Source organism: Brevundimonas sp. DS20, from assembly GCF_001310255.1.
Lineage (GTDB): Bacteria > Pseudomonadota > Alphaproteobacteria > Caulobacterales > Caulobacteraceae > Brevundimonas > Brevundimonas aurantiaca.
On the sequence record NZ_CP012897.1, the window covers coordinates 120,046 to 144,030 of the forward strand.

Here is a 23,985-nt window from a genome sequence, read left to right on the forward strand (position 1 = left end):
ATTCGTCGCGCAGAGACCGTCAGTAGCTGAACCTGACCCCGGCCCGCACCGTGCGCGGGGGGCCGTAGCCCGCGACGTCGGACCCGGTCATAGACACCTCCACATCCGCGTCGAAAGCGTTGTCGACGGCGGCCCAGATCATCACCCCGTCTCCGGCCGCCCATTCCGCGCGGGCGTCCAGGGTGACGGCGGGGTCCAGGGTGCGGCTGTTCAGATCATCGTCGAACCGAGCGGATTCATAGCGCGCAGCCAGGCCCAGGCTCAGCCGATCCGTCGCCCGCCAGTCGACGCCCGCCGTCGCGCTCCATTCCGGCGCCTGGGCCGGACGCAGGCCCGTCAGCTGCGGCGCCGCCGTCCCGCCGTCCACCTCGGCGTCGGTCCAGGACAGGGCGGCGTTCAGCGCCAGGGCCTCGCTCGCCCGGACCGAACCGTTCAGCTCCAGGCCCCAGGCTTTGATCGTGCCGGCGTTCTGGCGTTGGCGCAGCACGCCGCCCGCCGGCACGAAACCTGCGCGCGGGAAGGTTCCCGGTCCTTCGCCGATCGTCACATTGACGATGGCGTCCTCGATCTCGTTCCAGAAGACGGTCGCCCCCCAGGCGACGCCGCTCCGGTCGAAGGCCAGGCCCGTCTCGATCCCGCGCAGGGTCTCGGGCTCCAGCCCCGAATTGGCCTCGGTGATGTCGTTGCCAACCCGGAAAGGCCGGTGCAGTTCGTTCAGGGTCGCGGGCCGAAAGCCGGAATAGGCCGCCGCCCGCCAGGCGTAACCCTCGCCCAGCCAGGCGGCCAGATCGCGCCGCGCCGCCAGTCGCGCGCTGACCACCTCGCCCGACCGGTCCTCGTCGGTCTCGTCCAGGATCGGCGCCCCGGTCGCCAGCGTGTATTCGTAGCGGAAGCCCGCCTCGTTCTTCCACCGGTCGTAGCGGAGACCGCCCGCGACCAGCCAGTCCCCGCCGGTCCACGACCCGTCCACATAGGCCCCGGCCACCGAGGTCTCGCCGCCCGCGCGCCGTCCCCGCGCGAAGCCCGCGCCGGTGGGATTGCTGAAGAACTCATTGGTCTCACCCTCGTTGAAGCGGGCGTCGGCGCCGACCTCCCACTCCAGCCGGCCGCCCGCGATCTCGGCCACGCGACGGCGCAGGGCCGCGTTCAGCCCCCAGCCGGTCGCCGGGGTCTTGTACTGATCATTGGCCGGGGTTGTGGTTGATCGATCCGCCGCCACCGAGGCCGAGCTGTTGGCGAAGTCGCTCTCGATCCGCCAGGCCTGCAGCCGCCAGCCGTAGCCGTCGACGGTAGGCGCCTTGGCGGCCGTGGCGCTGAGGCTGTGGCCGCTGGCGTTTGACCGGGCGTTCAGCAGACCGGAGCCCCGATCCTCCTCCCAGGTCGCCGCGCGCAGGGACAGGTTCGCCCCTTGCAGATTCACCCCGTCCAGCGGCGCATCGACCCGCAGGGCGGCGCTGCGGCTGTCCAGGTCCAGCGGCCTGTCCGCCGCTCCCGCCGCCGCTCCGCGCACGGGCGTATAGCCGTCGCTGATCTCGTACAGGCCCGACAGGGTCACCCCGACGGGGCCCAACATCGTCGATCCCGATCCCGCCGCCCGCGCCCCGCCGCGTTCGGCCACCGAAAGGTCCAGCACCCCGCCGTCGGCCCGCTCCGTCAGGCCGATGACGCCAGTCAAGGCCCCGGCGCCATAGGGCCCCGCGCCCGCGCCGCGCACGACGTCCACCCGCTCCAGCGATTCCGGCGCGACCTGGGACCAGATCACCCAGCCGCCGAACGGATCGTTCAGCGGAACACCGTCCAGGGTCACCAGGGTCCGGCCCGCGCCCGAGGGCGCGATAGCCCGCAGAGAAATCCCCTGGGTCGTCGGATTGGCGGCCAGGCTGGAGGTGCGGCGGAACAGGGACACGGCCGGCACGGTCCGCAGCGCCTCGTCCAGACGGACGGACCGATCCAGCACGGTTTGGTCCAACCGCACCACCGAAAAGGCGGCGTCGGCGGCGGCGGGCGGCAGACGGGCCGCCGTCACCGTGATTTCAGACAGTTGGGCGGGCGGAGCAGGGGGCGCGTCTTGGAACATCCCGGTCACAATAGACCAGCCCCGCCTTGGTTCAGTCCTGCGACCTTATAAAGCGGACTGCGACCCTGGGGTCACAGACGGGGCGGTCGGGACGTCACACCTCGGACCAGCGCCGCAGAAGATTGTGATAGACGCCGGTCAGCTCGATCACCGCCTGATCCTTCGGCCCCTTCTCCAGGGCCACGCGCTGGGTCGCCACGTCCAGGCGGAACAGCATCTCGCGGTCGCCGTCGTCCCGGATCAGGCTCTGCATCCACATGAAGGACGAGACCCGCGCCCCGCGCGTCACCGGCATGACCTTGTGCAGGCTCTTGGACGGATAAAGCACCAGATCCCCGGCCGGCAGCTTGACCGACTGCGGCCCGTACATCTCCTCGATGATCAGTTCGCCGCCGTCATAGTCTTCAGGTTCGGACAGGAACAGGGTCGCCGACAGGTCGCTCCGTATACGGATTGACCCGCCGCCGCGCTGCTGGCGGATGGCGTTGTCCACGTGCAGGCCGAACTCGCCCCCGCCCTCATAGCGGTTGAACAAGGGCGGAAAGATCGTGTGCGGCAGGGCGGCGGCGACGAACATCGGATTGGCGTTCAGGGTCTGGACGATCAGGGCCGAGACCTCTCGGGCCACGTCCGAATCCTCTGGCAGTTGCTGGTTCCGCTTGGCCGTCGCCGACTGGTGGCCGGAGGTCATGTTTCCGTCGGCCCACGGTCCGGCGTCCAGCCGCTCGCGCAGCGCCTTCACTTCGGCCTTGGAGAAGACTTCGGGGATTTGCAGCAGCACGTCGCTCTCGCTGAAAAAGAAAGGCGGCCCCGCCGGAAGGACGGAGCCGCCAGTTATAGGCCGGGGATAGAGGCCTTTAGAAGCGCAGGTTCAAGGCCAGGATGGCCTGACGCGCCGGAGCGGGGTCGGCATGGTGAACCCCGTTGGTCCGCATGATGTATTCCTCGTCCGTGGCGTTCTTGACGTTCAGCTGCAGGCTGGCGCGGTCCGAAAGGTCATAGGTGGCGAAGGCGTCAACGCGGGTCCATTCGGGCGCATAGACGCGGTTGTTCCCGCCGCCGGCCCCGCCCTGGTTTCCGCCCCAGGACTTGGAGGTGTAATAGACGCCGCCGCCGATCGTCAGTTTGGGCAGCAGGCGATAGGTGGTGAACAGGCTCGCGCTGTTCTTGGGCGTATTGGCTAGGGGCAGGCCTTGCAGCGGATTGACGCTTGCGACCGGCGGCGTCCCCGACACGACCACGGCCGCCTTGGTCAGTTCGGAATCCATATAGGTATAGCCGCCGAACACGGTCCATTTCGGCGTGATGCTGCCTGACACGCCCAGTTCGAAGCCGTTGACCTCGACCTCGCCTTCCTGACGGAAGATGTTCGGCTCGACCAGGATCAGGGCGTTCTTGCGGGTCAGATGGAAGGCGGCCGCCGACAGGGCGAGACGGTCGTTCAAGACATTTGCCTTGGCGCCGATCTCGAAGCTCTCGGTGTCTTCCGGATCCAGAACGGTGTTGGCGACGCCATCGACCGTGCCCGTGCCGCCCGAGGCGTTCTGGTCGCCCGCCGAAATGGTCGGCGGCGTCGAGGAGATGGACCAGGACGCATAGACGCTGCTGTTCTGCGTCGGCTTGAACACCAGACCAACCTGATAGTTGGTGAACTCCCAGGTCCGCTCGGGCACGACCGTATAGCCTGCCGTGGTCCAGACGCCGGCCGTCTGGCTCGATGTCGCATTCAGGCCGCGCACCGAATACTGATCCCACCGCACGCCCAGGTTCAGGATCAGCCGCTCGGTCAGGGTGATGCTGTCGTTGGCGTAAAGGCCGATGGTCTCGGTGGTGTTGGAGCTGGTCGGGCCACGGTTGATCACGCCGGTCCAGGCGTCGTCCGGCGTGGGATCATAGACGCGGGTGCAGTCGTCGGCGCCCAGGGCGCTGGCCGCCGTCGGCCGCGATCCGGAGACTGTGGTCAGACCCGTCGGGCAGGCGGCGCCGGAGGTGGTGTAGGTCGAATAGGCCGCATTGCGGTTCCGCTCGCGCGTCAGCTCCAGACCCACGTCATAGCTGTGTTTGAACGCCCCCGTCTCGAACCGGCCGTACAGGTCGGTGACATTGGCCAGGGTGGTGACCGGGTTCCAGCGGGTCTTGGTCCCCCGCTTCATCCAATAGGTCCCGTCGGCTGCGCGGCCGACATAGCCGCCGTCGCCGGGGTTGGTGACGATGTAGTCGTTCAGCGTCTCCGCATAGCGGCTGACGTTGCGGATCGTCAGAAGGTCGCTGAAGCGGTGCTCGGCCTTGAAGGTGAAGCTGTCGACCTCATTGGTCAGATAGTCGCGCGCCGTCAGCCCGTAGAAACTGTCATAGGGCACGTCCAGCACGCCGCTGTCGGTCGTGCGCGACTGGATCTTGGTGAACAGCGGAATGCCGTAGTCGGGCATCTGGTCGCTGGTCAGATGGTAGTAGCTGAAGACCATGGACGAGCCGGTTCCCAAGCCCGCGCCCAGACTGATCCCCAGGCCCCATTTGTCGTAATCGACGCTGTCGCGGCCGGGCACGTCGCCCTGGGCGCCCATCAGATTGATCCGCAGGGCGGCGGTTTCACCCAGCGGCATATTGGCGTCGATCGTGCCGCGGACATAGCCGTCCGTCCCGACGCCGGCGCTGAAGTTGTTGAAGGCGTTCAGTTTAGGCGATTTGGAGCTCAGATTGACGCTGCCCCCGCCCGAGCCCCGGCCGGAATAGACGGCGTCCGGCCCCTTGATCACCTCGACCTGTTCCAGGTTGAACACTTCGCGCTGCTGGCCCCCCGTATCCCGCAGACCGTCGACGAAGATGTTGTTGCCGGACGACTGGCCGCGGATGAAGGGACGGTCCGCCAGGGGCTGACCGCCCTCGCCGGCGCCGAAGGTGATGCCGGGCGAATTCTGCAACAGGTCCTGCAGCGACGAGGCCGCCGTCTGTTCGATGATCGCCTGGGGAATGACGGTCACGGCGCGGGGCGTATCGACCAGGGGAGCGACGAATTCGGGACTGACCGGCGCAGGCTTCTTCAGCTGGCCGTTGACGTCGATCGTGCCCAGGTTGGCGGGCTGTTGCTGGGGATCGGCGGTGACGACCACGCCGTCTTCGGCGGTCGCGTCAGCGGCGATGGCGGGGGCGGCGACCAGCATGCCGGCGGCGCTGGAGGCGAAGAGAAGCGCGCGAAGCGAGGCGGCGCGAGAGTCGGACATGTTTTGGCGACCTTTTGGTCTGATTTTGCGATGCGGTCGCAATAACCAGCTTCATTGGGCCGCACAAGAGCGATTGCGAGTAGGTCGCAACTTAATTCGAGACGACGCTGATCGTGCGAGACGGCGCCGTCTGCGCGCCCAGATCAAGCCAGGTGGGCGCCGGCATGGCCTGATGCGCCGCAGCCAATGCTTCCGACCATCGCCGGCCCAGGTCGCGGAAATAGGGATCGTCCGCCTCCAGCCGACGCTCCATCCCCGACAGACCGTCGCGGCGGATCACGATCAGATCCAGCGGCGGCCCCACGGCGATGTTGGAGCGGATGGTCGAGTCGAACGAGATCAGCCCCAGCTTCACCGCCTCCGACAGGGGGGTGTCCACATGAAGGGCCCGGTCCAGAATGGGCTTGCCGTATTTCAGCTCGCCGATCTGCAGATACGGCGTGTCGGCCCCGCATTCGATGAAATTGCCCTGGCCGTAGATCAGATACAGCCCCATCTTGCCGCCCGCGATCTGGCCGCCCAGCAGCATGGAGGCGTTGACGTTCAAGGCGTCGGCGGCCGGCGAGGCGGGCGTATTGATCGTGGCCCGGACCGTGGCCATCGCATGGCCCAGGATCTGGGCCGCTCGAAACAGGGTCGGCGCGGTCTCCAGCGTCTCCGGCCCGCTAGAATCCGGCAGCTTGACCCCTTCGGCCACCATGGCCAGGGCCGTCTGGGTCACCGACAGATTGCCCGCCGTCGCCACGGCCAGCACCCGCTCGCCCGGCTTTTCGAAGACGTGCAGCTTTCGATAGGACGAGATGTTGTCCACGCCCGCATTGGTGCGGGTGTCGGCGATCATCGCCAACCCCTCCTTCACCAACATGCCTACGCAATAGGTCACTGGCCTCTATCCGCTCCCCGTTCCGCGAATCCGCAGACGCTAACAGATTCCCGCGACATGGCGATCAGGACCATCCCCGGCTCTGATGTTGTTGCCGGCCCTGTTGCACAGGCCGCACATGAAGGGCCACCGTCAGACTGCCGACCCCGCCGCCATAGCTGGTTCCCCGGATCGGCGTCGCCCCCAGCGAATCCAGGCCCACGGCGATGCGGACATAGTTCTCGGTCGGGCAGACGCCGTTGGCCGCATCGAACCCGACCCAGCCCAGGTCCTCGATCCAGGCCTCGGCCCAGGCGTGGGCGGCGTCCTGGTCGTGCTGACCGTCCGACCGGTTCAGATGGCCCGAGACATAACGGGCCGGCACGCCCAGGGTCCGGGCGCAGGCGATGAAGATCTGGGCGTGATCCTGACAGACGCCGCGGCCGATGGCGAAGGCCTCGGACGCCGTATGGGTGGCGGAGGTCGCCCCGACCTCGAAAGCCACGCCGGCGTGGATCGCCCCCATCAGACGGTGCATCCGCTCCAGGGCCGCGCCCTCGGGCACGGACCGGGCGAAGTCGATCAGGGCCGCATCGGCCTGGGTCAGCCGGGTGTCGCGCAGATAGACGCCCGGCTGCAGCCGCTCGTTCTGCCCCCGGATCACCCCGCCGGTGTCCACGGTCGACACCTCGCCCGTCACCCGGATGGTCAGGGCGTCGGTCGGCCGCTCGGTATAGAGGCTGTGCACGATATTGCCGAAGGCGTCGTCGCTGCGGCGCAGCCGGGCGTCGACGTCGGTCTCGATTCGCCATTCCCGCACCTGCTGGGCCTCGCAGGACCGGGGCGTCAGCCGCAGCACCTGGACGATGAACCGCGCCGGTCGGGCGTAGGCGTAGCGGGTGGAGTGGTCGATCCGGATCCGCATGGTCAGACCAGATACTGTTCGTGGATGGCGGCGCCCAGGGCGTTGTTCTCGTTCAGGAAACCCTGGATGTATTCATGCAGGCCCGACTGGAAGATGTCCTCGATCCGGGCCTCGTTGAACTGGGTCAGCCGGTTCGAGGCCAGCCGCTGGGCCGGGCCGCGCCGGCCATAGTCGGCCGCCAGCTTCTCCAGATAGCTGACGATCATCCCCTGACAGCTGGCCAGGGACCGCGGCATCTGCCGGTTCAGCACCAGAAGGTCCGCCACCAGCCAGGGCCGCACCGACTCCCGGTACACCCAGCGATAGGCGGTCAGGGCCGAGACCTCGCGCAGCAGGGTCGTCCACTGGAAATAGTCCAGCTGCCCGCCCACCCGTTCGCCGGGCGGCAGCAGCAGGTGATATTTGACGTCCAGCAGGCGGGCGGTGTTGTCGGCCCGCTCGATCGCCATGCCCAGCCGCAGGAACCAGTAGGCGTCGTTCCTGAGCATCGTCCGCGACGAGGCCCCTTCGACCGCCAGGGAGGTCGACTTCACGAAGTCGAGGAAGTTGGTGAAGTCGTCCCGCTTGGTCGGCTCGCCCAGCTCGTTCAGCCCGTTCCAGGCGCCGTTTATCGCCTCCCACAGCTCGATCGTCAGGGCGGTCCGCACCGAGCGGGCGTTGGTCCGCGCCCGGGTGATGCAGGCCTTGATCGAGGTGGAGTTGTCGGCGCCGAAGGCCAGGAACTCGCGGACCGACTTCTCCGACACGGTGCGGCCGGTGGCGTCGAACGCCGACTTCACTCCCGACGAGGCGATGGCCCCGGCCCAGGCGGTGACGGTCGCCTGATCCTTGGCCGGCAGGGCCGCCAGGCGGATCGCCGCCTCCAGAATGCGCGCCAGAAAATCGGCCCGCTCCATATAGCGGCCGGTCCAGTAGAGACTGTCTGCGGTGCGAGAGAGCATCTATTCCTCCCCCATCGGGGGAGGGGGACCGCCCGAAGGAGGGTGGAGGGGGCCAAACGCAAACAGGGTGTCTGGGGCGAGACCCCTCCACCGCTTCGCGGTCCCCCTCCCCCGACGGGGGAGGATTTTCGTCCGATCAAACATCCAGCACCCAGGTGTCCTTGGTTCCGCCGCCCTGGCTGGAGTTGACCACCAGCGACCCCTCCTTCAGCGCCACCCGCGTCAGCCCGCCCGGCGCGACCCGCACCCCGGCCGGACTGGACAGGACGAAGGGCCGAAGATCGACGTGGCGCGGCGACAGGGCTCCGCCCGCCAGGGTCGGGGCCGTCGACAGGCTCAGCGTCGGCTGGGCGATGAAGTCGTCGGGATCGGCGATCAGCTTGGCGCGGAAGGCCTCGATCTCGGCCTGGGTCGAGGTGGGCCCCACCAGCATGCCGTAGCCGCCCGACCCGCCGACCTCCTTGACCACCAGCTCCGGCAGCCGGTCCAGCACCGCCTTCAGCGCCTCCGGCTCGCGGCAGCGCCAGGTCGGCACATTCTTCAATATGGCGTCCTCGCCGGTGAAGAAGCGGATGATCTCGGGCATGTAGGTATAGACGGCCTTGTCGTCGGCCACCCCGGTCCCGACCGCATTGGCCAGGGTCACACGCCCGGCGAAATAGGCCGACATCAGCCCCGGCGCCCCGACCGCCGAATCCGGCATGAAGGTCAGGGGGTCGATGAAGTCGTCGTCGATGCGGCGATAGATGACGTCGACCCGCTTGGGCCCCTCGGTCGTGCGCATATAGACGGTGTCGTCATTGACGAAGAGATCCCCGCCCTCGACCAGTTCGACCCCCAGCTTGTCGGCCAGGAAGCTGTGCTCGTAATAGGCCGAGTTGAACGGCCCCGGCGTCAGGACCACGATGGTCGGGTCTTCGCCCGCCCCCGACGGCGCCGAGGCCTGGAGCGACCGCAGCAGCATGTCGGTATAGATTTCGACCGGCCGCACCGCATGTTCGGCGAACAGGTCGGGGAACAGCCGCATCATCATCTCGCGGTTCTCCAGCATATAGGAGACCCCGGACGGGGTGCGGACATTGTCCTCCAGCACGTAAAAACCGTCCTCGCCCGTGCGGACCAGATCGACCCCGGCGATATGGCACCAGACGTCGCCGGGCGGACGCCGCCCCTGCATCTCGGGCCGATAATGCGGATTGGTCAGGATCAGGTCGGCGGGCACGATCCCGGCGCGGATACAGTCCTGCGGCCCGTAGATGTCCTTCAGGAAGGCGTTGATGGCGGTGACCCGCTGCTTCAGCCCCTTCTCCAGCCCGCCCCATTCATCAGCGCCGATGATGCGCGGCACGACGTCGAACGGGATCAGCCGCTCGTTGGATTCCTCGTCGCCATAGACGGCGAAGGTCACCCCCATGCGGCGGAAGAACAGCTCCGCCTGGCGCGAGCGCGCCTGCAACAGGTCCGGCGGGGCGTTTTCCAGCCAGGCCGCCAGGGTCTTGTAGCTGTCGCGGATCGCGCCGGATCCGCCGCCGTTCATTTCGTCGAAAGCTCTCGTCATCCGCCCCCGCCGCGTTGAGATCACAGCTTGATCGCGACCCAACGAAAAGCGCAACAGTTTTGTTGCACTGCGGCGAAGCTTCAACAACCAGACCCTCCCCCGCCTGCGGGAGAGGTGGCCCGTCGATCGCGCAGCGATCCAGGGTCGGAGAGTGAATTTCTGCTCAAAGCAAGAAGACTTCCCCCATCGCCAGGCGTCTCGCTTCGCGCCACGGCCTGACACTTCCCCCGCAAGCGGTGGAAGGTCGGGTGAAAATCACACCCCCACCGCCTTCATCGAAACCGAGACGTCCGCCAGCTTGGCCGGATCCACCGGCGTCGCCTTTCCGATCAGCTGTTTGCCCGCCATGAACTCCGGCGGGGCGTTGACCGCCTCGACGCAGACCACCCGGTCGCCGCTCAGGTGGAAGACCGCAAATCCCCCCGCCGACGGATCGCCCCGCACCACCTGACGGTCGGCGTCAAACGGCAGGCCCGCGATCTGAAGCTTGAAGTCGTACTGATCGGACCAGAACCACGGCACCTCCGGCGCCGGCCCCGGCCGCCCGACGATGGCCGCCGCCGCCTGTTTGGCCTGTTCCAGCGCGTTGGGCACGCTCTCCAGCCGGTGCGAGACCCCGCCGTGCACGGGAATCGGCCGCCGCGTCATGTCGCCGACGGCGAAGATGGCCGGATCGCTGGTCCGCGCCTGATCGTCCACCACCACCCCGTCGTCGCAACGCAGGCCCGCCGACCGCGCCAGGCTGTCGCAGGCCAGGGCGCCCACCCCGACCAGAACCGCATCCGCCTGCACCGCCGATCCGTCCGCCAGGGTCACGCCGTCATGGGCGACCGCGACCACCTCGGCGCCCGTGATGATCTCCACCCCCCGCGCCCGGTGCTGGGCGGTGAAGAAGGCTGACAGGGTCTCGGACGCCACCCGCGCCAGGACGCGCAGCGCCCGTTCGATCACCACCGCCTCGGCGCCCAAGGCGCGGGCCGAGGCCGCCGCCTCCAGACCCACATAGCCGCCGCCGACCACCGCCAGCCGTTTGCCCGGCCCCAGCACGGCCTTCAGCCGCTCGGCGTCCTTCAGCGTCCGCAGCTCCAGCAGGTCGGGATGGTCCCCGCCCGGAACCGGCAGTTTGCGCGCCGTCGATCCCGTCGCCAGCACCAGGACGTCATAGGGTTCGCTCGAGCCGTCGTGGAAGGCGACCGTCTTCGCCTCCGGGTCCACCGACACGGCGATAGTCGAGGGTCGAAACGCGATCCCCTGCTCCTGATAGAAGCTCAGCGGCCGCAGCAGCAGCGCCTCCAGATCCGCCTCCCCCTTCAGCCAGGCCTTGGACAGGGGCGGCCGCTGATAGGGCGGCGCATCCTCCTCGCCCACCAGCACGATGGGGCCTTCATGCCCGTACTGCCGCAGAAAGGCCGCGACGGAGCCGCCGGCGTGGCCGGCGCCGATGATCAGGATCTTGGTCATGGGGGTGGTTTAGAGTGGCGAGTGGCGAGTGGCGAGTGGCGAGATAAACGCCCCCGCTTTCAACCATCATCCTTGGGACTGACGAAACCTGGCTGGACCGCACAAGGCGCCGTCTTCAAACTCGCCACTCGCCACTCGCCACTCGCCACTCGCCACTCGCCACTAATCGCCCTTGACCGTTCCACTGTTACAGCATAGTGGAACGCGCATGACGACCCCGCCCGCCCGCGACGCCCTCTACGACGCCCTGCTGTCGATGCAGACGCGCGCCGAGATGGACGCCTTTCTGGCCGACCTGTGCACCCCGGCGGAACTGCGCGCCTTCGCCGAGCGCTGGCAGGTGGCGCGCCTCTTGGACGCCGGCGGCAAATCCTATCGCGAGATCGCGGTCGAGGCCCACGCCAGCCCCACCACCGTCGTCCGCGTCGCCCGTTACCTCAAAGACATGCCGCACCAGGGCTACCGCCTCGCCCTGGATCGCCTGAAGACCCCGAACTGAGTATCCGAACATGAGCACCGTCCAGGGCCGGCTTCGCATCGCCGTCCAGAAATCCGGCCGCCTGGCCGACCGCAGCCTCGACCTGATCCGCGACGCGGGTCTGAAATGGGTCAAGGGCCACAATGATCTGCTCTACCGGGTCGAGAACTATCCGATCGACCTGCTGCGCGTCCGCGACGACGACATTCCCACCTTCGTCGCCGACGGCGTCTGCGACCTGGGGATCGTCGGCGAGAACGTGCTGGAGGAAGGCCGCAACGGCGGTCCCAATGCGTCGGTCGTCATGCCCCTGGGCTTCGGCCGCTGCACCCTGAAGATCGCTGCGCCCCCGACCCTGGCCTATGAAGGCCCGGCCTCGCTGGAGGGCCTGCGGATCGCCACCTCCTATCCCAAGATCCTGCGCCGCTTCCTGGACGAGCGGGGGGTCAAGGCCGACATCGTCGTCATGCGCGGCGCCGTCGAGGTCGCGCCCCGGCTGAAACTGGCCGCCGCCATCTGCGACCTGGTCTCGACCGGCGCGACGCTGGAGGCCAACGGCCTGGGCGCCAAGGATACGGTGCTGGAAAGCCAGGCCGTGCTGATCCAGTCGCCGACCGCGCCCGAGCCCAGCCTCAAGCCCCTGCTGGACAGCATCATCGAGCGCATGGCCGGCGTCGTGTCGTCCCAGGGCGCCAAATACGTCATGCTGAACGCCCCGCGCGCGGCGCTGGACGAAATCACCGCCATCCTGCCCGGCGCCGGCTCGCCCACCGTCATGCCCCTGTCGGGCCGCGACGACGCGGTCGCCGTCCACGCCGTCTGCCAGGAGGCCGTCTTCTGGGAGACGCTGGAGAAGCTGAAGGCGGCCGGCGCCTCGGCCATACTGGTCCTGCCCATCGAGAAGATGATGTGATGACCCCGGCCTTCAAACGTATCGACTGGTCTTCCCTCGACGCCGCCGGCAAGACGGCGGCCCTCGCCCGCCCGGCCCAGCGCACCGCCGGCGACGTCACCGAGGTGGTCCGCACCATTCTGGACGACGTGCGCGCGCGCGGCGGCGCGGCCGTCACCGACTGGTGCCTGAAGCTGGACAAGGCCCCGCCCCGCCGGATCGCCATCACGCCCGAGGCCGTCGCCGAAGCCCGCAACGCCCTGCCCCCCGCCGACGTCCGCGCCCTGCGGATGGCGGCCGACAATATCCGCGTCTTCCACCAGGCGACCCGGCCGGAGGACACCGACTTTATCGAGACCACGCCCGGCGTCCGCTCCAAACTGGCCTGGCGTCCGATCGCCTCGGCCGGTCTCTACATCCCCGGCGGCACCGCCCCCCTCTTCTCGTCGCTTCTGATGCTGGCCATTCCGGCGGGGGTCGCGGGCGTGGGCCGGCGCGTCGCCGTCACCCCGCCGGACAAGTCGGGCGGCGTCCACCCCGCCATGATCCTGGCCGCCGCAGAGGCGGAGCTGGACGCCCTCTGGCTGATGGGCGGCGCCCAGGCCATCGCCGCCCTGACCTTCGGCGTGGAGCTGGAGGACGGGGTCATCCCCGCCTGCGACAAGCTGTTCGGCCCCGGCAACGCCTATGTGGCCGAGGCCAAGAAACAGGCGTCGGCCCTGCCCGGCGGCCCCGCCGTCGACATGCCCGCCGGCCCGTCCGAGCTGATGGTCGTCGTCGACCGCGACGCCGCGCCCGAGATCGCCGCCGCCGATCTGCTCAGCCAGGCCGAGCACGATGCCGACGCGCAAGTTCTCCTGGTCTCCACCAGCCGCGCCACCATCGACTATATTCTGACCGAGGTTGAGGCCCAGGTCGCTGCGCTGCCGCGCGAAGCCGTCGCCCGCGCCTCGCTGAACGAGGCCCGCGCCGTCCTGGTCCGCGACCTGGACGCCGCCTGCGAGGTGATCAACCTCTACGGCCCCGAACACCTGGCGCTTCAGGTCGATGATCCGGAAGCCATGCTTCCCGCCATCAAGGCCGCCGGCGCCGTCTTCGTCGGCCGGTTCGCGGCCGAGACCCTGGGCGACTACGCCGCCGGCCCCAGCCACGTCCTGCCGACCGACGGCGGCGCCCGCACCCTGGGCGGCGTCACCACGTCCAGCTTCATGACCACCATGTCGGTCCAACTGGTCTCCGAGGCCGGCGCCCGCCAGCTGGCCCCCATCGCCGCCCGCCTGGCCCGGATGGAGGGCTTGGAAGCCCACGCCCGCGCGGCGGATCTGAGGAGCGAGGGATGAGGGCCGCCTTTAAAGACCCTCTCCCGCTTGCGGGAGAGGTGGCCCGTCGTTCGCGCAGCGAACCAGGGTCGGAGAGGGGCGTTTCGCCAAGTCGCAGAACTCCCCCCATCGTCAGGCGTGTCGCTTCGCGCCACGACCTGACACTTCCCCCGCAAGCGGGGGAAGATCATAGCGGAGCCGCCCTATGACCCTGCCCGCCCCCTATCCCCCGCTGGTCTCCGGCGGCGAGGGCCTGGACCGCTATCCGGGCGAGGCCGCCGCCCTCCCCGCCCGCATGGCGGCGATCTACGCCGTGCCAGCCGACCAGGTCCTGCCGGTGCGCGGCCTGACCCATGGGCTGGAGCTGGTCTGGCGTCTCGCCGCTCGCGACGGCGGTTCGGTCGAGGCGCCGAAGGCCGAACCCTATGAGCGTCTCGCCGCCATCTATCCGGCCAAAGGAGCCCCCGCTGCGGTCGTCATCCGCGCCCTGGGCTCGCCCGAGGCGGTCGCCGAAATGGCCGCCCGCCTCGCCCCCGCCCTGCTGGTGGTGGACGAGGGCCTGATCGAGTTCTCCGACAGCGTCTCCGCCGCCACCGTCGTCGCCGACCAGCCCAATCTGGTCGTGCTGCGCAGCCTGTCCCTGGCCTATGGCCTGGCCGGCGCCCGCGTCGGCGCCGCCATCGCCCAGGCCCCGACCCTGGCCCGCCTCGCCTCGGTGCTGGAGCCCTACGCCCTGCCGGAGCCCCTGGTGCGGCTGGCGCTTCAGGCCCTGGACCCGTCGCGGATGATCGAGACGACCGAGCGCATCGCCTCGGTCCGGCGCGAGCGCGAGCGATTGGCCCGCGAACTGGGCCGCGACCTGACGGTCGAGCCCGGCGTCGGCCCCATCATCATGGCCCGCCCCGAAGACCCGGCCGCCGCCTTGGCGCGCTTGAAGACCTATGGGATCGAGGCCGACCGGTCCGGCGACCGGTTGCGGCTGCCCGTCTCGATCAAGCCCGAGGTCAACGACCGGCTGCTGGCCGCCTTCGGCCTGACGCCCGCCAAGCGCCGTCCGGCCCGCCTCGGCCAGGCCGTGCGCGATACGAAAGAGACCCGCATCGTCTGCGCCGTCGATCTGGACGCCCCCGGTCCCGTCCGGATCGAGACCGGCGTCGGCTTCTTCGACCATATGCTGGAGCAGATCGCGGCCCACGGCGGCTTCTCCCTGCGCCTCCAGTGCGAGGGCGACCTGCACACCGACCCCCACCACACGATCGAGGACAGCGCCATCGCCCTGGGGCAGGCGCTGAAACAGGCGCTGGGCGAGCGCAAGGGCATCGCCCGCTACGGCTTCGTCCTGCCGATGGACGAGGCCAACGCTGCGGTCTCCATCGACCTGTCCGGCCGACCCTATCCGCTGTTCGAAGGCACGTTCGACACCCCCTTCATCGGCGACTACCGCACCGACCTGACGGCCCACGTCTTCCGCTCCCTGGCCGAGGCCATGGGCGCCGCCGTCCACATCAAGGTCACGGGCCAGGACGACCACCACAAGACCGAGGCCGTCTATAAAGCCTTCGGCCGCGCCCTGCGCCAAGCCATCCGGATCGAGGGCGATGCGGTGCCGTCGACGAAGGGGGTGTTGTGATGAAATCCTCCCCCCATGGGGGAGGGGGACCGCGAAGCGGTGGAGGGGGCCGGCCCGCGCGCCGGCGCCTGACGCTCCACACCTCGTGCGTCCTCTCCCCCTCCACCACGCTACGCGCGGTCCCCCTCCCCCGACGGGGGAGGATCGCATGACCGAGGTCGCCGTCATCGCCTACGGCGCCGGCAACGTCGCCTCGGTCCAGTTCGCCCTGGAACGTCTCGGCGCCACCGTGCGCCTGACCGACGATCCCGCCGTGATCACAGACGCCGAACGGGTCATCCTGCCCGGCGTCGGGGCGGCCGGTTACGCCATGAGCCGCCTGTCGGAGCTGGGCCTGGTCGAACCGATCCGCGCCTTCCCCCGTCCCCTGCTGGGCGTCTGCCTGGGCCAGCAGCTTCTGTTCGAAACCAGCCAGGAGGGCGAGGGCGTCGATCTGCTGGGTTTCATCCCCGGCGCCGTGTCCCGGCTGGAGCCGGCCGGCGGCCTGCCCGTGCCGCATATGGGCTGGAGCCGGCTGACGCGCGACCGTGAGGATCCGCTGCTGGAGGGGGTCGCCGACGGCGCCTACGCCTATTTCGTCCACGGCTATGTCTGTCCCGACGGCCCCGCCACCCTGGCCCGCGCCGACTACGGCGGCCCCGTGCCCGCCATAGTCCGCACCGCCAACCGCTGGGGCTGCCAGTTCCACCCCGAACGCTCGGCCGAGGCCGGGGCGACGATTCTCAGGAACTTCCTGCAGGTCGCCGCATGACCCGCGCCGCCTCCCCCTCCCCGTCATCCTCGGGCTTGACCCGAGGATCGGACCATCCGCCGCTCGTGCGAACGAGGCCCCGCACAAGCCGATCCACGCCCGATCCTCGGGTCAAGCCCGAGGATGACGAACGGAAGCCGACCCCATGCTGATCTACCCCGCCATCGACCTGAAGGACGGCGTCTGCGTGCGCCTGATGCACGGCAAGTTCGACCAGGTGACGCAGTACGACGAACAGCCCGCCGCCCGCCTCAGCGCCTTCGCGGCCGAGGGCGCCGAGTGGATTCACATCGTCGATCTGGACGGGGCTGAGGCGGGCGAGGCGCGCCAGCACGCCCTGATCGGCGAACTGGCCCAGGCCCTCGAGATCAAGATCCAGTCCGGCGGCGGCGTCCGCAGCGCCAATGATGTGGCCAAGCTGCTGGAGGCCGGGGTCTCCCGCGTCGTCGTCGGCTCCCTGGCGGTGACCCGACCCAATGACGTCGCCGCCTGGCTCAAGGGTTTCGGCCCCGAACGCATCACCCTGGCCCTGGACGTCAAGATCGAGGACGGCGTGCCCGTTCCTGCCCTGAAGGGCTGGACCCAGTCGTCCGGCGTCACCCTGTGGGAGGCGCTGGATCGCTATCCCAAGGGCACGGCCAAACACCTGCTGGTCACAGACGTCGGCCGCGACGGGGCCCTGACCGGCCCCAATCTGGAGCTGCTGGCCGAAATCCGCCGCCGTCGCCCCGATGTCGTCCTTCAGGCGTCCGGCGGCATCTCGTCTCTGGACGATCTCGTCGCGGTCAAGGCCCTGGGCTGCAACGGCGCCATCGTCGGCCGCGCCCTGTACGAGAACCGCTTCACCCTGCCGCAAGCCATAGCGGCGGCCACGGCATGACCGCGCGCCGTATCGTCCCCTGTCTGGACGTCAAGGACGGCCGGGTGGTCAAGGGCGTCAAGTTCGTCGGCCACACCGACATGGGCGACGCCGCTGAACTGGCCGCCCGCTACCGCGACGCCGGCGCCGACGAACTGGTCTTCTACGACATCACCGCCAGCCCCGAGGGCCGGACCCTCGACTATGGCTGGATCAAGGACATCGCCCGGCTGCTGGACATCCCCTTCTGCGTCGCCGGCGGCATCCGCAGCGTCGATCAGGCCGCCCGCTGCCTGGATCACGGGGCGGACAAGGTGTCGATCAACTCCCCCGCCCTGGAGCGTCCCGAACTGATCGCCGAAATGGCCGAACGGCTGGGCGGGCAATGCGTCGTCGTCGGCGTCGACAGCCGGTTCGAGGACGGCGACTGGGTGGTCCACAAATACACCGGCGATCCGGACGCCCGCCGCCGCGCCGGCAAACGCACCCTTGACTGGCTGGACGAGGCCCAGAGCCTGGGCGCCGGCGAGATCGTGCTGAACTGCATCGACCAGGACGGGGTTCGCAAAGGCTACGACATCGAACAGCTGTCCGCCGCCCGGGCGCGCCTGACCATCCCCCTGATCGCCTCGGGCGGCGCGGGCGCCCCGGAGCATTTCAAGGCCGTGTTCGAACAGTCGGACGTCTCCGGCGCCCTGGCCGCCAGCGTCTTCCACACCGGCGCCATCGCCATCCCGGACCTGAAGGCCTATCTGGCGGGCGAAGGGCTGGAGATGAGATTGTGACCCGATCCCCGCAATCCTCCCCCTTTGGGGGAGGGGGACCGCGAAGCGGTGGAGGGGGCCCGCCCGCGCGCCGCCGCCCGATGTTCAACACCCCGCAAGCCCTTACCCCCTCCACCACCCTTCGGGCGGTCCCCCTCCCCCAGAGGGGGAGGATTTTTGAGGAGATCACCCCATGATCGACCCCGCTGCCATCGACTTCGAAAAAGGAAACGGCCTGGTCCCCGTGGTGGTCCAGGACGCCGCCACGCTCCAGGTCCTGACCCTGGCCTATATGGACCGCGCCGCCCTGGACGAGACGATCCAGTCGGGCGAGGCCACCTTCTTCTCGCGTTCGCGCGGCGGGCGCTGGCGAAAGGGCGAGACCTCGGGCGACCGTCTGCACGTCGTCTCGATCACCCCCGACTGCGACGGCGACGCCCTGGTCCTGGCGGTGAATCCGGTCGGAAACGCCTGCCACCTGCACCGCACCAGCTGTTTCGGCGCGGCCGACGCGCCGGGCCTGGGCCGCATCGCCCGGCTGGAGCGGACCATCGCCGAACGGGCCGCCGCCGATCCGTCAGAAAGCTGGACCGCCAAACTGGTCGCCCAGGGCGCCAAACGCATCGCCCAGAAGGTCGGCGAAGAGGGCGTCGAGACCGCCCTGGCGGGCGTCGCCGGCCCGGATGAGGAACTCGCCGGCGAGGCGGCGGATTTGATCTATCACCTCTTGGTGCTTCTCCATGTCCGTAACATGGTGTTTCAGGACGTGCTGGACGTGTTGGCCTCGCGGGCGGAAGCGGGCAAAGGCCCAAAGACTAGAGCCTGATCGGTTGAAGTGGAATCGCTTCGCGATTCCGCTGAAGCCGTGAATCAGGCTCCAGATCAAACCGAGAGCATGATTCACGCTTCTGTCGGAACCGCGAAGCGGTTCCGTCCGAAACGATCATGCTCTAGGCCGTAAAGGCGTTCGTCCCGACAAATGGGATATTCGAGGGAATTTCGATGGCGGCTCTCATTCTGTTCGGCGGCGGCGGCGATCTGGCGATGCGGATGCTGTTGCCTTCGCTCTACTTCCTGGAACACGACGGACTCCTGCCCGACGGCCTGAAGATCATCGGCGCCGCCCGCTCCGAGGAGACGGCTGAGGACTATGTCACCAAGGTCCATGAGGCGGTGAAGGCTCGCGCCGAACAGGATCAGGCCTGGGACGACCATTCCTGGACCCGGATGAAGGCCCGGCTCGACTATCTGGCGGTGGACGCCACCTCGGCCGACAGCCTGAAGCCGCTGAAGGACAAGGTCGGGGACGGCGAGGTCACCTCCTTCCTGGCCGTTTCCCCCTCGCTGTACGGCCGCATCGTCACGGCGATGAAGGCGGCGGGTCTGGCCGAGCGCAACTGCCGCATCGTGCTGGAGAAGCCGGTCGGCCGGGACCTCAAGTCCTTCCTCGAGATCGACGACGCCGTGGCCCACGCCTTCCGCGAGGACCAGGTGTTCCGCATCGACCACTATCTGGGCAAGGAGACGGTCCAGAACCTGACGGCCCTGCGCTTCGGCAACACCATCTTCGAGCCCCTGTGGAACAATCTGACGATCGACCACGTCCAGATCACCATCGGCGAAACGGTGGGGGTCGGCGACCGCTGGCCCTACTATGACGAGTACGGCGCATTGCGCGACATGCTCCAGAACCACATGCTCCAGCTGCTGTGCCTGGTCGCCATGGAGCCGCCCAGCGATCTGGACCCGGAGTCCCTCCGCAACGAAAAGGTCAAGGTGCTGCGGTCCCTCCGACCCATCACCCACGAGGAGGCCGAGCGCGTCACCGTGCGCGGCCAGTATGTGGCGGGCGTGTCCGAGGGCAGGCCGGCCAAGGGCTATATCGAGGAGCGCGGCGCCCCGTCCGACACCGAGACCTTCGTCGCCATCCGGGCCGACATCGACAACTGGCGCTGGGCGGGCGTGCCCTTCTTCATGCGCACCGGCAAGCGCCTGCCCGAGAAGCGCACCGAAATCGTCATCCAGTTCAAGCCCGTGCCCCACTCCATCTTCGACGATGAAGAGGGCGAGGCGCTGGCCAACCGCATGATCATCGAGCTTCAGCCCGAGGAGGACATCTCCCTGACGGTGATGAACAAGCGGCCCGGCCTGGACAAGCGGATGCAGCTCCAGCCCATCACCATGAGCCTGTCCTGGGGCGTGGACGGCAAGTCCGCCGCCCCCCCGCGCCGCCGCATCGCCTATGAGCGGCTGCTGCTGGACGCCATGGCGGGCGACTCCACCCTGTTCGTCCGCCGCGACGAGGCCGAACAGGCGTGGAAATGGGTCGATGAGGTCGCCGAGGCCTGGGCTGAATCCGGCCATAAGCCCGACGAATACGTCGCCGGAACCTGGGGCCCCGACAGCGCCGACATGCTGATGATCCGCACCGGCCGCGACTGGAACACGACCGATGTGTGAGTTTTTTGCACCCTCATCCTCGGGCTTGACCCGAGGACCGGACGTTCAGCCCGCTGGTGCGATGACGCGAGACATCTTCCTCGCCGCCACCTCCGATCCTCGGGTCAAGCCCGAGGATGACGGAAGGAAGGACTGTTAGAATGCCCCACCCCATCGAAACCTTCCCCACCGTCGACGCCTGGGCCGAGGCCATCGCCGCCCGCCTGGCCGAGACCCTGGGCGCCGCCGTCCGCGACAAGGACTCCGCCGTCTTCGCCGGCCCCGGCGGAACCACCCCCGCCCCCGTCTATCGCCGCCTCGCTGCGACCGACCTGGACTGGGCCAGGATCGCCGTGACCCTGGTGGACGAACGCTACGTCCCCGAGACCTCGCCTGAGTCCAACGCCCGGCTGATCCGCGACGTCCTGTTGCAGGACAAGGCGGCCGCCGCCCGCTTCATTCCCCTCTATACGCCCGAGGTCACAGTGGACCGGGCCGCCATCGTCGCCGCCCACGCCCTGGTCGATGCGGGCGGGCGTTTCGACGCGGTCCTTCTCGGCATGGGGGAGGACGGCCATATCTGCTCCATGTTCCCTGACAGCCCCACCCTGAAGACGCTTCTGACCCCGACGCTGAAGCCGACGGTGCTGGGCGTGCCCCACGGCCGCGACGGCGCCGCGCCGACGATCGAGCGCCTGTCGATCAACCTGCCCTATCTGATGTCCGCCGGCCGGGTGATCCTGGGCCTGAAGGGCGCCGCCAAACGCCGGGTTTTTGAAGAGCAGGCCAAGGGCGATCCCAAGATCCAGCCCATCGCCGCCCTGATCGCGGCGAACGTTCCCCTTGAAGTTCTGTGGACGGAGGAAGGCTGATATGGCGCTTCATCCCACTGTCGCCGCGGTCACCAACCGCATCATCGAGAAGAGCCGCGCGACCCGCGCCGACTATCTGCGCCGCATTGACGCCGCCCGCGATTCCGGCGCCGGCCGCGCCAAGCTCTCCTGCGCCAACTGGGCCCACGCCTTCGCCGGTCAGACCATAGCCGACAAGTTGACGGCGATGGACGGGTCCAAGCCCAACCTGGGCATCGTCACCGCCTATAACGACATGCTGTCGGCCCACCAGCCGTTCGAGCGCTTCCCCGGCGTGGTCCGCGAAGCGGTGCGTCAGGTCGGCGCCACGGCCCAGGTCGCCGGCGGCACCCCCGCCATGTGCGACGGCGTCACCCAGGGTCGCCCCGGCATGGAGCTGTCCCTGTTCAGCCGCGACGTCATCGCCATGTCGGCGGGCGTGGCCCTGACGCACGACGCCTTCGACGCGGCCCTGATGCTGGGGGTCTGCGACAAGATCGTGCCCGGCCTGTTCATGGGCGCCCTGGCCTTCGGCCATCTGCCCGTCGTCTTCGCCCCCGCCGGCCCCATGCCCTCGGGCATTCCGAACGCGGAGAAATCCCGCGTCCGCGCCGAGTACGCCCAGAACAAGGTGGATCGCCAGACCCTGCTGGAAAGCGAGATCGGCTCCTATCACTCGCCCGGCACCTGCACCTTCTACGGCACGGCCAATTCGAACCAGATGATGATGGAGCTGGCGGGCCTGCACATGCCCTCGACCGCCTTCGTCCATCCGGACACCGGCCTGCGCGACGCCCTGACCGCCGCCGCCGCCCAGCGCGCGGTCGAACTGGCCCGGACCGGCGAGAGCCGCATGGCCGACGTGATCGACGAGAAGTCCATCGTCAACGCCATCGTCGCCCTTCTGGCCACCGGCGGCTCGACCAACCACGCCATCCACCTGGTCGCCATGGCGCGGGCGGCGGGCGTGCTGATCGACTGGACCGACATGGACGAGCTGTCGTCCGTCACCCCCCTGCTGGCCCGCGTCTATCCCAACGGCTCGGCCGATGTGAACGCCTTCCAGGCCGCCGGCGGCGTCGCCTTCGTCGCCCGCGAACTGGCCGAGCACGGCCATATCCACACCGACGTCACGACCATCATGGGTCGCGGCATCGAGGCCTATTTCCAGGAACCGTCGATGGTGGACGGCCAGCTGGTCTGGCGCGACGGGGTCAAGGAAAGCCTCGATCGCGACATCCTGCGCCCCGCCTCCGATCCCTTCGACAAGGAGGGGGGCCTGCGCCTGGTCCAGGGCGACCTCGGCCGCGCCGTCATCAAGGTCTCGGCGGTCAAGCCCGAGAACCGCATCGTCGAGGCCCCCGCCGCCGTCTTCGAAACCCAGGAAGACGCGCTCCAGGCCTTCAAGGACGGCAAGCTGTTCCGCGACGTGGTCGTGGTCCTGCGCTTTCAGGGCCCCAAGGCCAACGGCATGCCCGAGCTGCACAGCCTGTCGCCGGCCCTGTCGGTCATCCAGGACAAGGGGTTCAAGGTCGCCTTCGTCACCGACGGCCGCATGTCGGGCGCCAGCGGCAAGACCCCGGCCGCCATCCACGTCAGCCCTGAGGCCCTCGCCGGCGGCCCCCTGGCCCATGTGAAGGACGGCGACGTCATCCGTCTGGACGCCGAGGCCGGGGTTCTGACCACGGTCGGCGTCGACGGCCTGACCGCCCGGCCCGCCGCGATCCGTTCCAGCGTCCACGCCGAGGGCTCGGCCTGGGGCTACGGCCGTGAGCTGTTCGGCGCCTTCCGCCATGTGGTCACGACGGCCGAAGAGGGCGCCACCGTCTGTTTCGCCTTCCCCTCCGGCGCCCAGGCCCATACGGACACCCCGCCCGACCCCAATCTCGTCGACCGGACCGTCGACGCCTGATCCGACGCACCGACTGCAGGAAACGACCCTATGACTGACAAGACCCTCCTCGTCGGAGACGTCGGCGGCACCAACGCCCGTTTCGCCGTCGCTCGCATGATCGACGGCAAGCCCGTGCTGGACCACCACGAGAGCTTCCCGGCCGAAACCTATCCGACCTTCCTGGAAGGGGTCGCCGCCTTCATCGAGGGCTGCGAGGTCAAGCCGACCGGCGGCGTCATCGCCGTGGCCGGCCCCGTCACCGACGGCGCCATCGACCTGACCAACTCCCCCTGGCAGGTGTCGGAAAGCGAGCTTTCGACCCTGGGTCTTTCGCCGGTCAAGCTGATCAACGACTTCGAGGCCCTGGCCTGGGGCGCCCCCATCGTGCCGCAAGACCAGCTGGAAAGCCTGGGCGGCCCCGTCGACGGCGATCCCCATTCGACCGTCGCCGTCCTGGGCCCCGGCACCGGCTTCGGCGTCTCGGCCCTGGTGCGCGACGCGCACGGCAAGGAGATGGCCATGCCGTCCGAAGGCGGCCACGCCTGTTTCCCCCCCGGCGATCCGGTCGAGGACGAGATCCTGCGCATCCTGCGCCGCCGCTATGACCGCGTCTCGATCGAGCGTCTGATCTGCGGCCCCGGCCTGTTGAACATGCACCGGGCCCTGGCCGAGATCGACGGGCGCGAGACCCATATCGACGACCCCGCCCAGATCACCCAGACCGCCCTGGCCGATCCGAACAGCCCCTGCGGCGCCACCCTGGCCCGCTTCTGCGCCATACTGGGCGCGGTCGCCGGCGACATCGCCCTGACCACGGGCGCGCGCGGCGGCGTCTATATCGCCGGGGGCATCGTCCCGCGCATCCTGCCCTTCATCAAGGCCAGCCCCTTCCGCCAGAGGTTCGAGCGCAAGGGCCGGTTCAAGGAATACATGCAGGAGATCCCGACCAAGGTGATCATGCACAAACACGCCGCCCTCCTGGGCGCCGCGCGGGTCGCCTTCGCCGAGGCCGAGGGCTGAGATCACGAAAAGCTCACGGCGGCGTGAACTGAACCGCCGCCGT

At 68.9% G+C, this 23,985-nt stretch carries 20 protein-coding genes; 12 read left to right on the forward strand and 8 right to left on the reverse strand.

The features are described 5' to 3' along the window. Window positions 1-19: 19 nt before the first annotated feature. The 8 genes from JL11_RS00585 to JL11_RS00620 form a co-directional block, all read right to left on the reverse strand. Window positions 20-2,077 (reverse strand): TonB-dependent receptor, encoded by a 2,058-nt coding sequence (locus JL11_RS00585; protein WP_054763968.1) that lies wholly within the window; start codon window positions 2,075-2,077, stop codon window positions 20-22. 94 nt (window positions 2,078-2,171) lie between these two features. Next, entirely contained in the window at window positions 2,172-2,858 is a 687-nt protein-coding gene (locus JL11_RS00590) for a Fe2+-dependent dioxygenase (RefSeq protein WP_054763969.1), read from the reverse strand. 76 nt (window positions 2,859-2,934) lie between these two features. After that, window positions 2,935-5,298, reverse strand: coding sequence for a TonB-dependent receptor (locus JL11_RS00595; protein ID WP_054763970.1), 2,364 nt, complete (start codon window positions 5,296-5,298; stop codon window positions 2,935-2,937). A gap of 91 nt (window positions 5,299-5,389) precedes the next feature. Then, the gene (locus JL11_RS00600; protein ID WP_231681358.1) at window positions 5,390-6,139 is read right to left on the reverse strand and encodes a peptidase; all 750 of its coding nucleotides are present in this window, start codon (window positions 6,137-6,139) and stop codon (window positions 5,390-5,392) included. Between the two features lie 106 nt (window positions 6,140-6,245). Then, entirely contained in the window at window positions 6,246-7,085 is an 840-nt protein-coding gene (locus JL11_RS00605) for a transglutaminase family protein (protein ID WP_054763972.1), read from the reverse strand. Window positions 7,086-7,087: 2 nt separating this feature from the next. After that, window positions 7,088-8,026 carry an alpha-E domain-containing protein gene (locus JL11_RS00610; RefSeq protein WP_054763973.1) on the reverse strand — a complete coding sequence of 313 codons (939 nt, stop codon included), beginning with the start codon at window positions 8,024-8,026 and terminating at the stop codon, window positions 7,088-7,090. 136 nt (window positions 8,027-8,162) lie between these two features. After that, window positions 8,163-9,584 (reverse strand): circularly permuted type 2 ATP-grasp protein, encoded by a 1,422-nt coding sequence (locus JL11_RS00615; protein ID WP_054763974.1) that lies wholly within the window; start codon window positions 9,582-9,584, stop codon window positions 8,163-8,165. A 255-nt stretch (window positions 9,585-9,839) separates the two neighbouring features. Then, window positions 9,840-11,045, reverse strand: a complete 1,206-nt coding sequence (locus JL11_RS00620; RefSeq protein WP_054763975.1) for an NAD(P)/FAD-dependent oxidoreductase — start codon at window positions 11,043-11,045, stop codon at window positions 9,840-9,842. 208 nt (window positions 11,046-11,253) lie between these two features. Between JL11_RS00620 and JL11_RS00625 the strand changes: the two genes are divergently transcribed. The 12 genes from JL11_RS00625 to glk all read left to right on the forward strand — a co-directional run bounded on the left by JL11_RS00625 (window position 11,254) and on the right by glk (window position 23,942). Continuing rightward, on the forward strand, window positions 11,254-11,544 hold the full coding sequence (locus tag JL11_RS00625; RefSeq protein WP_054763976.1) for a YerC/YecD family TrpR-related protein: 291 nt from the start codon (window positions 11,254-11,256) through the stop codon (window positions 11,542-11,544). Window positions 11,545-11,554: 10 nt separating this feature from the next. Beyond that, a complete protein-coding gene (gene hisG, locus JL11_RS00630) occupies window positions 11,555-12,436 on the forward strand; it encodes an ATP phosphoribosyltransferase (RefSeq protein WP_054763977.1) in 882 nt (293 codons plus the stop codon). Further along, entirely contained in the window at window positions 12,436-13,755 is a 1,320-nt protein-coding gene (gene hisD, locus JL11_RS00635; RefSeq protein WP_054763978.1) for a histidinol dehydrogenase, read from the forward strand. Before hisG ends, hisD begins: the two co-directional genes overlap by 1 nt. A gap of 184 nt (window positions 13,756-13,939) precedes the next feature. Further along, window positions 13,940-15,364 carry an imidazoleglycerol-phosphate dehydratase HisB gene (hisB, locus tag JL11_RS00640; RefSeq protein WP_054763979.1) on the forward strand — a complete coding sequence of 475 codons (1,425 nt, stop codon included), beginning with the start codon at window positions 13,940-13,942 and terminating at the stop codon, window positions 15,362-15,364. Window positions 15,365-15,512: 148 nt separating this feature from the next. Beyond that, a complete protein-coding gene (gene hisH / locus JL11_RS00645) occupies window positions 15,513-16,115 on the forward strand; it encodes an imidazole glycerol phosphate synthase subunit HisH (RefSeq protein WP_054763980.1) in 603 nt (200 codons plus the stop codon). A 145-nt stretch (window positions 16,116-16,260) separates the two neighbouring features. After that, on the forward strand, window positions 16,261-16,995 hold the full coding sequence (hisA, locus tag JL11_RS00650; RefSeq protein ID WP_054763981.1) for a 1-(5-phosphoribosyl)-5-[(5-phosphoribosylamino)methylideneamino]imidazole-4-carboxamide isomerase: 735 nt from the start codon (window positions 16,261-16,263) through the stop codon (window positions 16,993-16,995). Beyond that, window positions 16,992-17,759 carry an imidazole glycerol phosphate synthase subunit HisF gene (hisF, locus tag JL11_RS00655; RefSeq protein WP_054763982.1) on the forward strand — a complete coding sequence of 256 codons (768 nt, stop codon included), beginning with the start codon at window positions 16,992-16,994 and terminating at the stop codon, window positions 17,757-17,759. Before hisA ends, hisF begins: the two co-directional genes overlap by 4 nt. A gap of 172 nt (window positions 17,760-17,931) precedes the next feature. Next, complete coding sequence (hisIE, locus tag JL11_RS00660; RefSeq protein WP_054763983.1) at window positions 17,932-18,564, forward strand: bifunctional phosphoribosyl-AMP cyclohydrolase/phosphoribosyl-ATP diphosphatase HisIE; 633 nt, start codon at window positions 17,932-17,934, stop codon at window positions 18,562-18,564. A gap of 176 nt (window positions 18,565-18,740) precedes the next feature. Further along, window positions 18,741-20,198, forward strand: a complete 1,458-nt coding sequence (gene zwf / locus JL11_RS00665; RefSeq protein WP_054763984.1) for a glucose-6-phosphate dehydrogenase — start codon at window positions 18,741-18,743, stop codon at window positions 20,196-20,198. A 140-nt stretch (window positions 20,199-20,338) separates the two neighbouring features. After that, window positions 20,339-21,049, forward strand: coding sequence for a 6-phosphogluconolactonase (gene pgl / locus JL11_RS00670; RefSeq protein WP_054763985.1), 711 nt, complete (start codon window positions 20,339-20,341; stop codon window positions 21,047-21,049). 1 nt (window position 21,050) lies between these two features. Beyond that, window positions 21,051-22,940, forward strand: a complete 1,890-nt coding sequence (gene edd, locus JL11_RS00675; RefSeq protein ID WP_054763986.1) for a phosphogluconate dehydratase — start codon at window positions 21,051-21,053, stop codon at window positions 22,938-22,940. A 30-nt stretch (window positions 22,941-22,970) separates the two neighbouring features. After that, complete coding sequence (glk, locus tag JL11_RS00680; protein WP_054763987.1) at window positions 22,971-23,942, forward strand: glucokinase; 972 nt, start codon at window positions 22,971-22,973, stop codon at window positions 23,940-23,942. Window positions 23,943-23,985: the final 43 nt, after the last annotated feature.

Excerpts from the sequence above, each read along its gene's own strand:
- JL11_RS00585 (WP_054763968.1), bottom strand. The coding sequence starts at position 2,077 with ATGTTCCAAGACGCGCCCCCTGCTCCGCCCGCCCAACTGTCTGAAATC.
- JL11_RS00595 (WP_054763970.1), bottom strand. The coding sequence starts at position 5,298 with ATGTCCGACTCTCGCGCCGCCTCGCTTCGCGCGCTTCTCTTCGCCTCC.
- JL11_RS00600 (WP_231681358.1), bottom strand. The coding sequence starts at position 6,139 with ATGATCGCCGACACCCGCACCAATGCGGGCGTGGACAACATCTCGTCC.
- JL11_RS00605 (WP_054763972.1), bottom strand. The coding sequence starts at position 7,085 with ATGCGGATCCGGATCGACCACTCCACCCGCTACGCCTACGCCCGACCG.
- JL11_RS00610 (WP_054763973.1), bottom strand. The coding sequence starts at position 8,026 with ATGCTCTCTCGCACCGCAGACAGTCTCTACTGGACCGGCCGCTATATG.
- JL11_RS00615 (WP_054763974.1), bottom strand. The coding sequence starts at position 9,584 with ATGACGAGAGCTTTCGACGAAATGAACGGCGGCGGATCCGGCGCGATC.
- JL11_RS00620 (WP_054763975.1), bottom strand. The coding sequence starts at position 11,045 with ATGACCAAGATCCTGATCATCGGCGCCGGCCACGCCGGCGGCTCCGTC.
- JL11_RS00625 (WP_054763976.1), top strand. The coding sequence starts at position 11,254 with ATGACGACCCCGCCCGCCCGCGACGCCCTCTACGACGCCCTGCTGTCG.
- hisG (WP_054763977.1), top strand. The coding sequence starts at position 11,555 with ATGAGCACCGTCCAGGGCCGGCTTCGCATCGCCGTCCAGAAATCCGGC.
- hisD (WP_054763978.1), top strand. The coding sequence starts at position 12,436 with ATGACCCCGGCCTTCAAACGTATCGACTGGTCTTCCCTCGACGCCGCC.
- hisB (WP_054763979.1), top strand. The coding sequence starts at position 13,940 with ATGACCCTGCCCGCCCCCTATCCCCCGCTGGTCTCCGGCGGCGAGGGC.
- hisH (WP_054763980.1), top strand. The coding sequence starts at position 15,513 with ATGACCGAGGTCGCCGTCATCGCCTACGGCGCCGGCAACGTCGCCTCG.
- hisA (WP_054763981.1), top strand. The coding sequence starts at position 16,261 with ATGCTGATCTACCCCGCCATCGACCTGAAGGACGGCGTCTGCGTGCGC.
- hisF (WP_054763982.1), top strand. The coding sequence starts at position 16,992 with ATGACCGCGCGCCGTATCGTCCCCTGTCTGGACGTCAAGGACGGCCGG.
- hisIE (WP_054763983.1), top strand. The coding sequence starts at position 17,932 with ATGATCGACCCCGCTGCCATCGACTTCGAAAAAGGAAACGGCCTGGTC.
- zwf (WP_054763984.1), top strand. The coding sequence starts at position 18,741 with ATGGCGGCTCTCATTCTGTTCGGCGGCGGCGGCGATCTGGCGATGCGG.
- pgl (WP_054763985.1), top strand. The coding sequence starts at position 20,339 with ATGCCCCACCCCATCGAAACCTTCCCCACCGTCGACGCCTGGGCCGAG.
- edd (WP_054763986.1), top strand. The coding sequence starts at position 21,051 with ATGGCGCTTCATCCCACTGTCGCCGCGGTCACCAACCGCATCATCGAG.
- glk (WP_054763987.1), top strand. The coding sequence starts at position 22,971 with ATGACTGACAAGACCCTCCTCGTCGGAGACGTCGGCGGCACCAACGCC.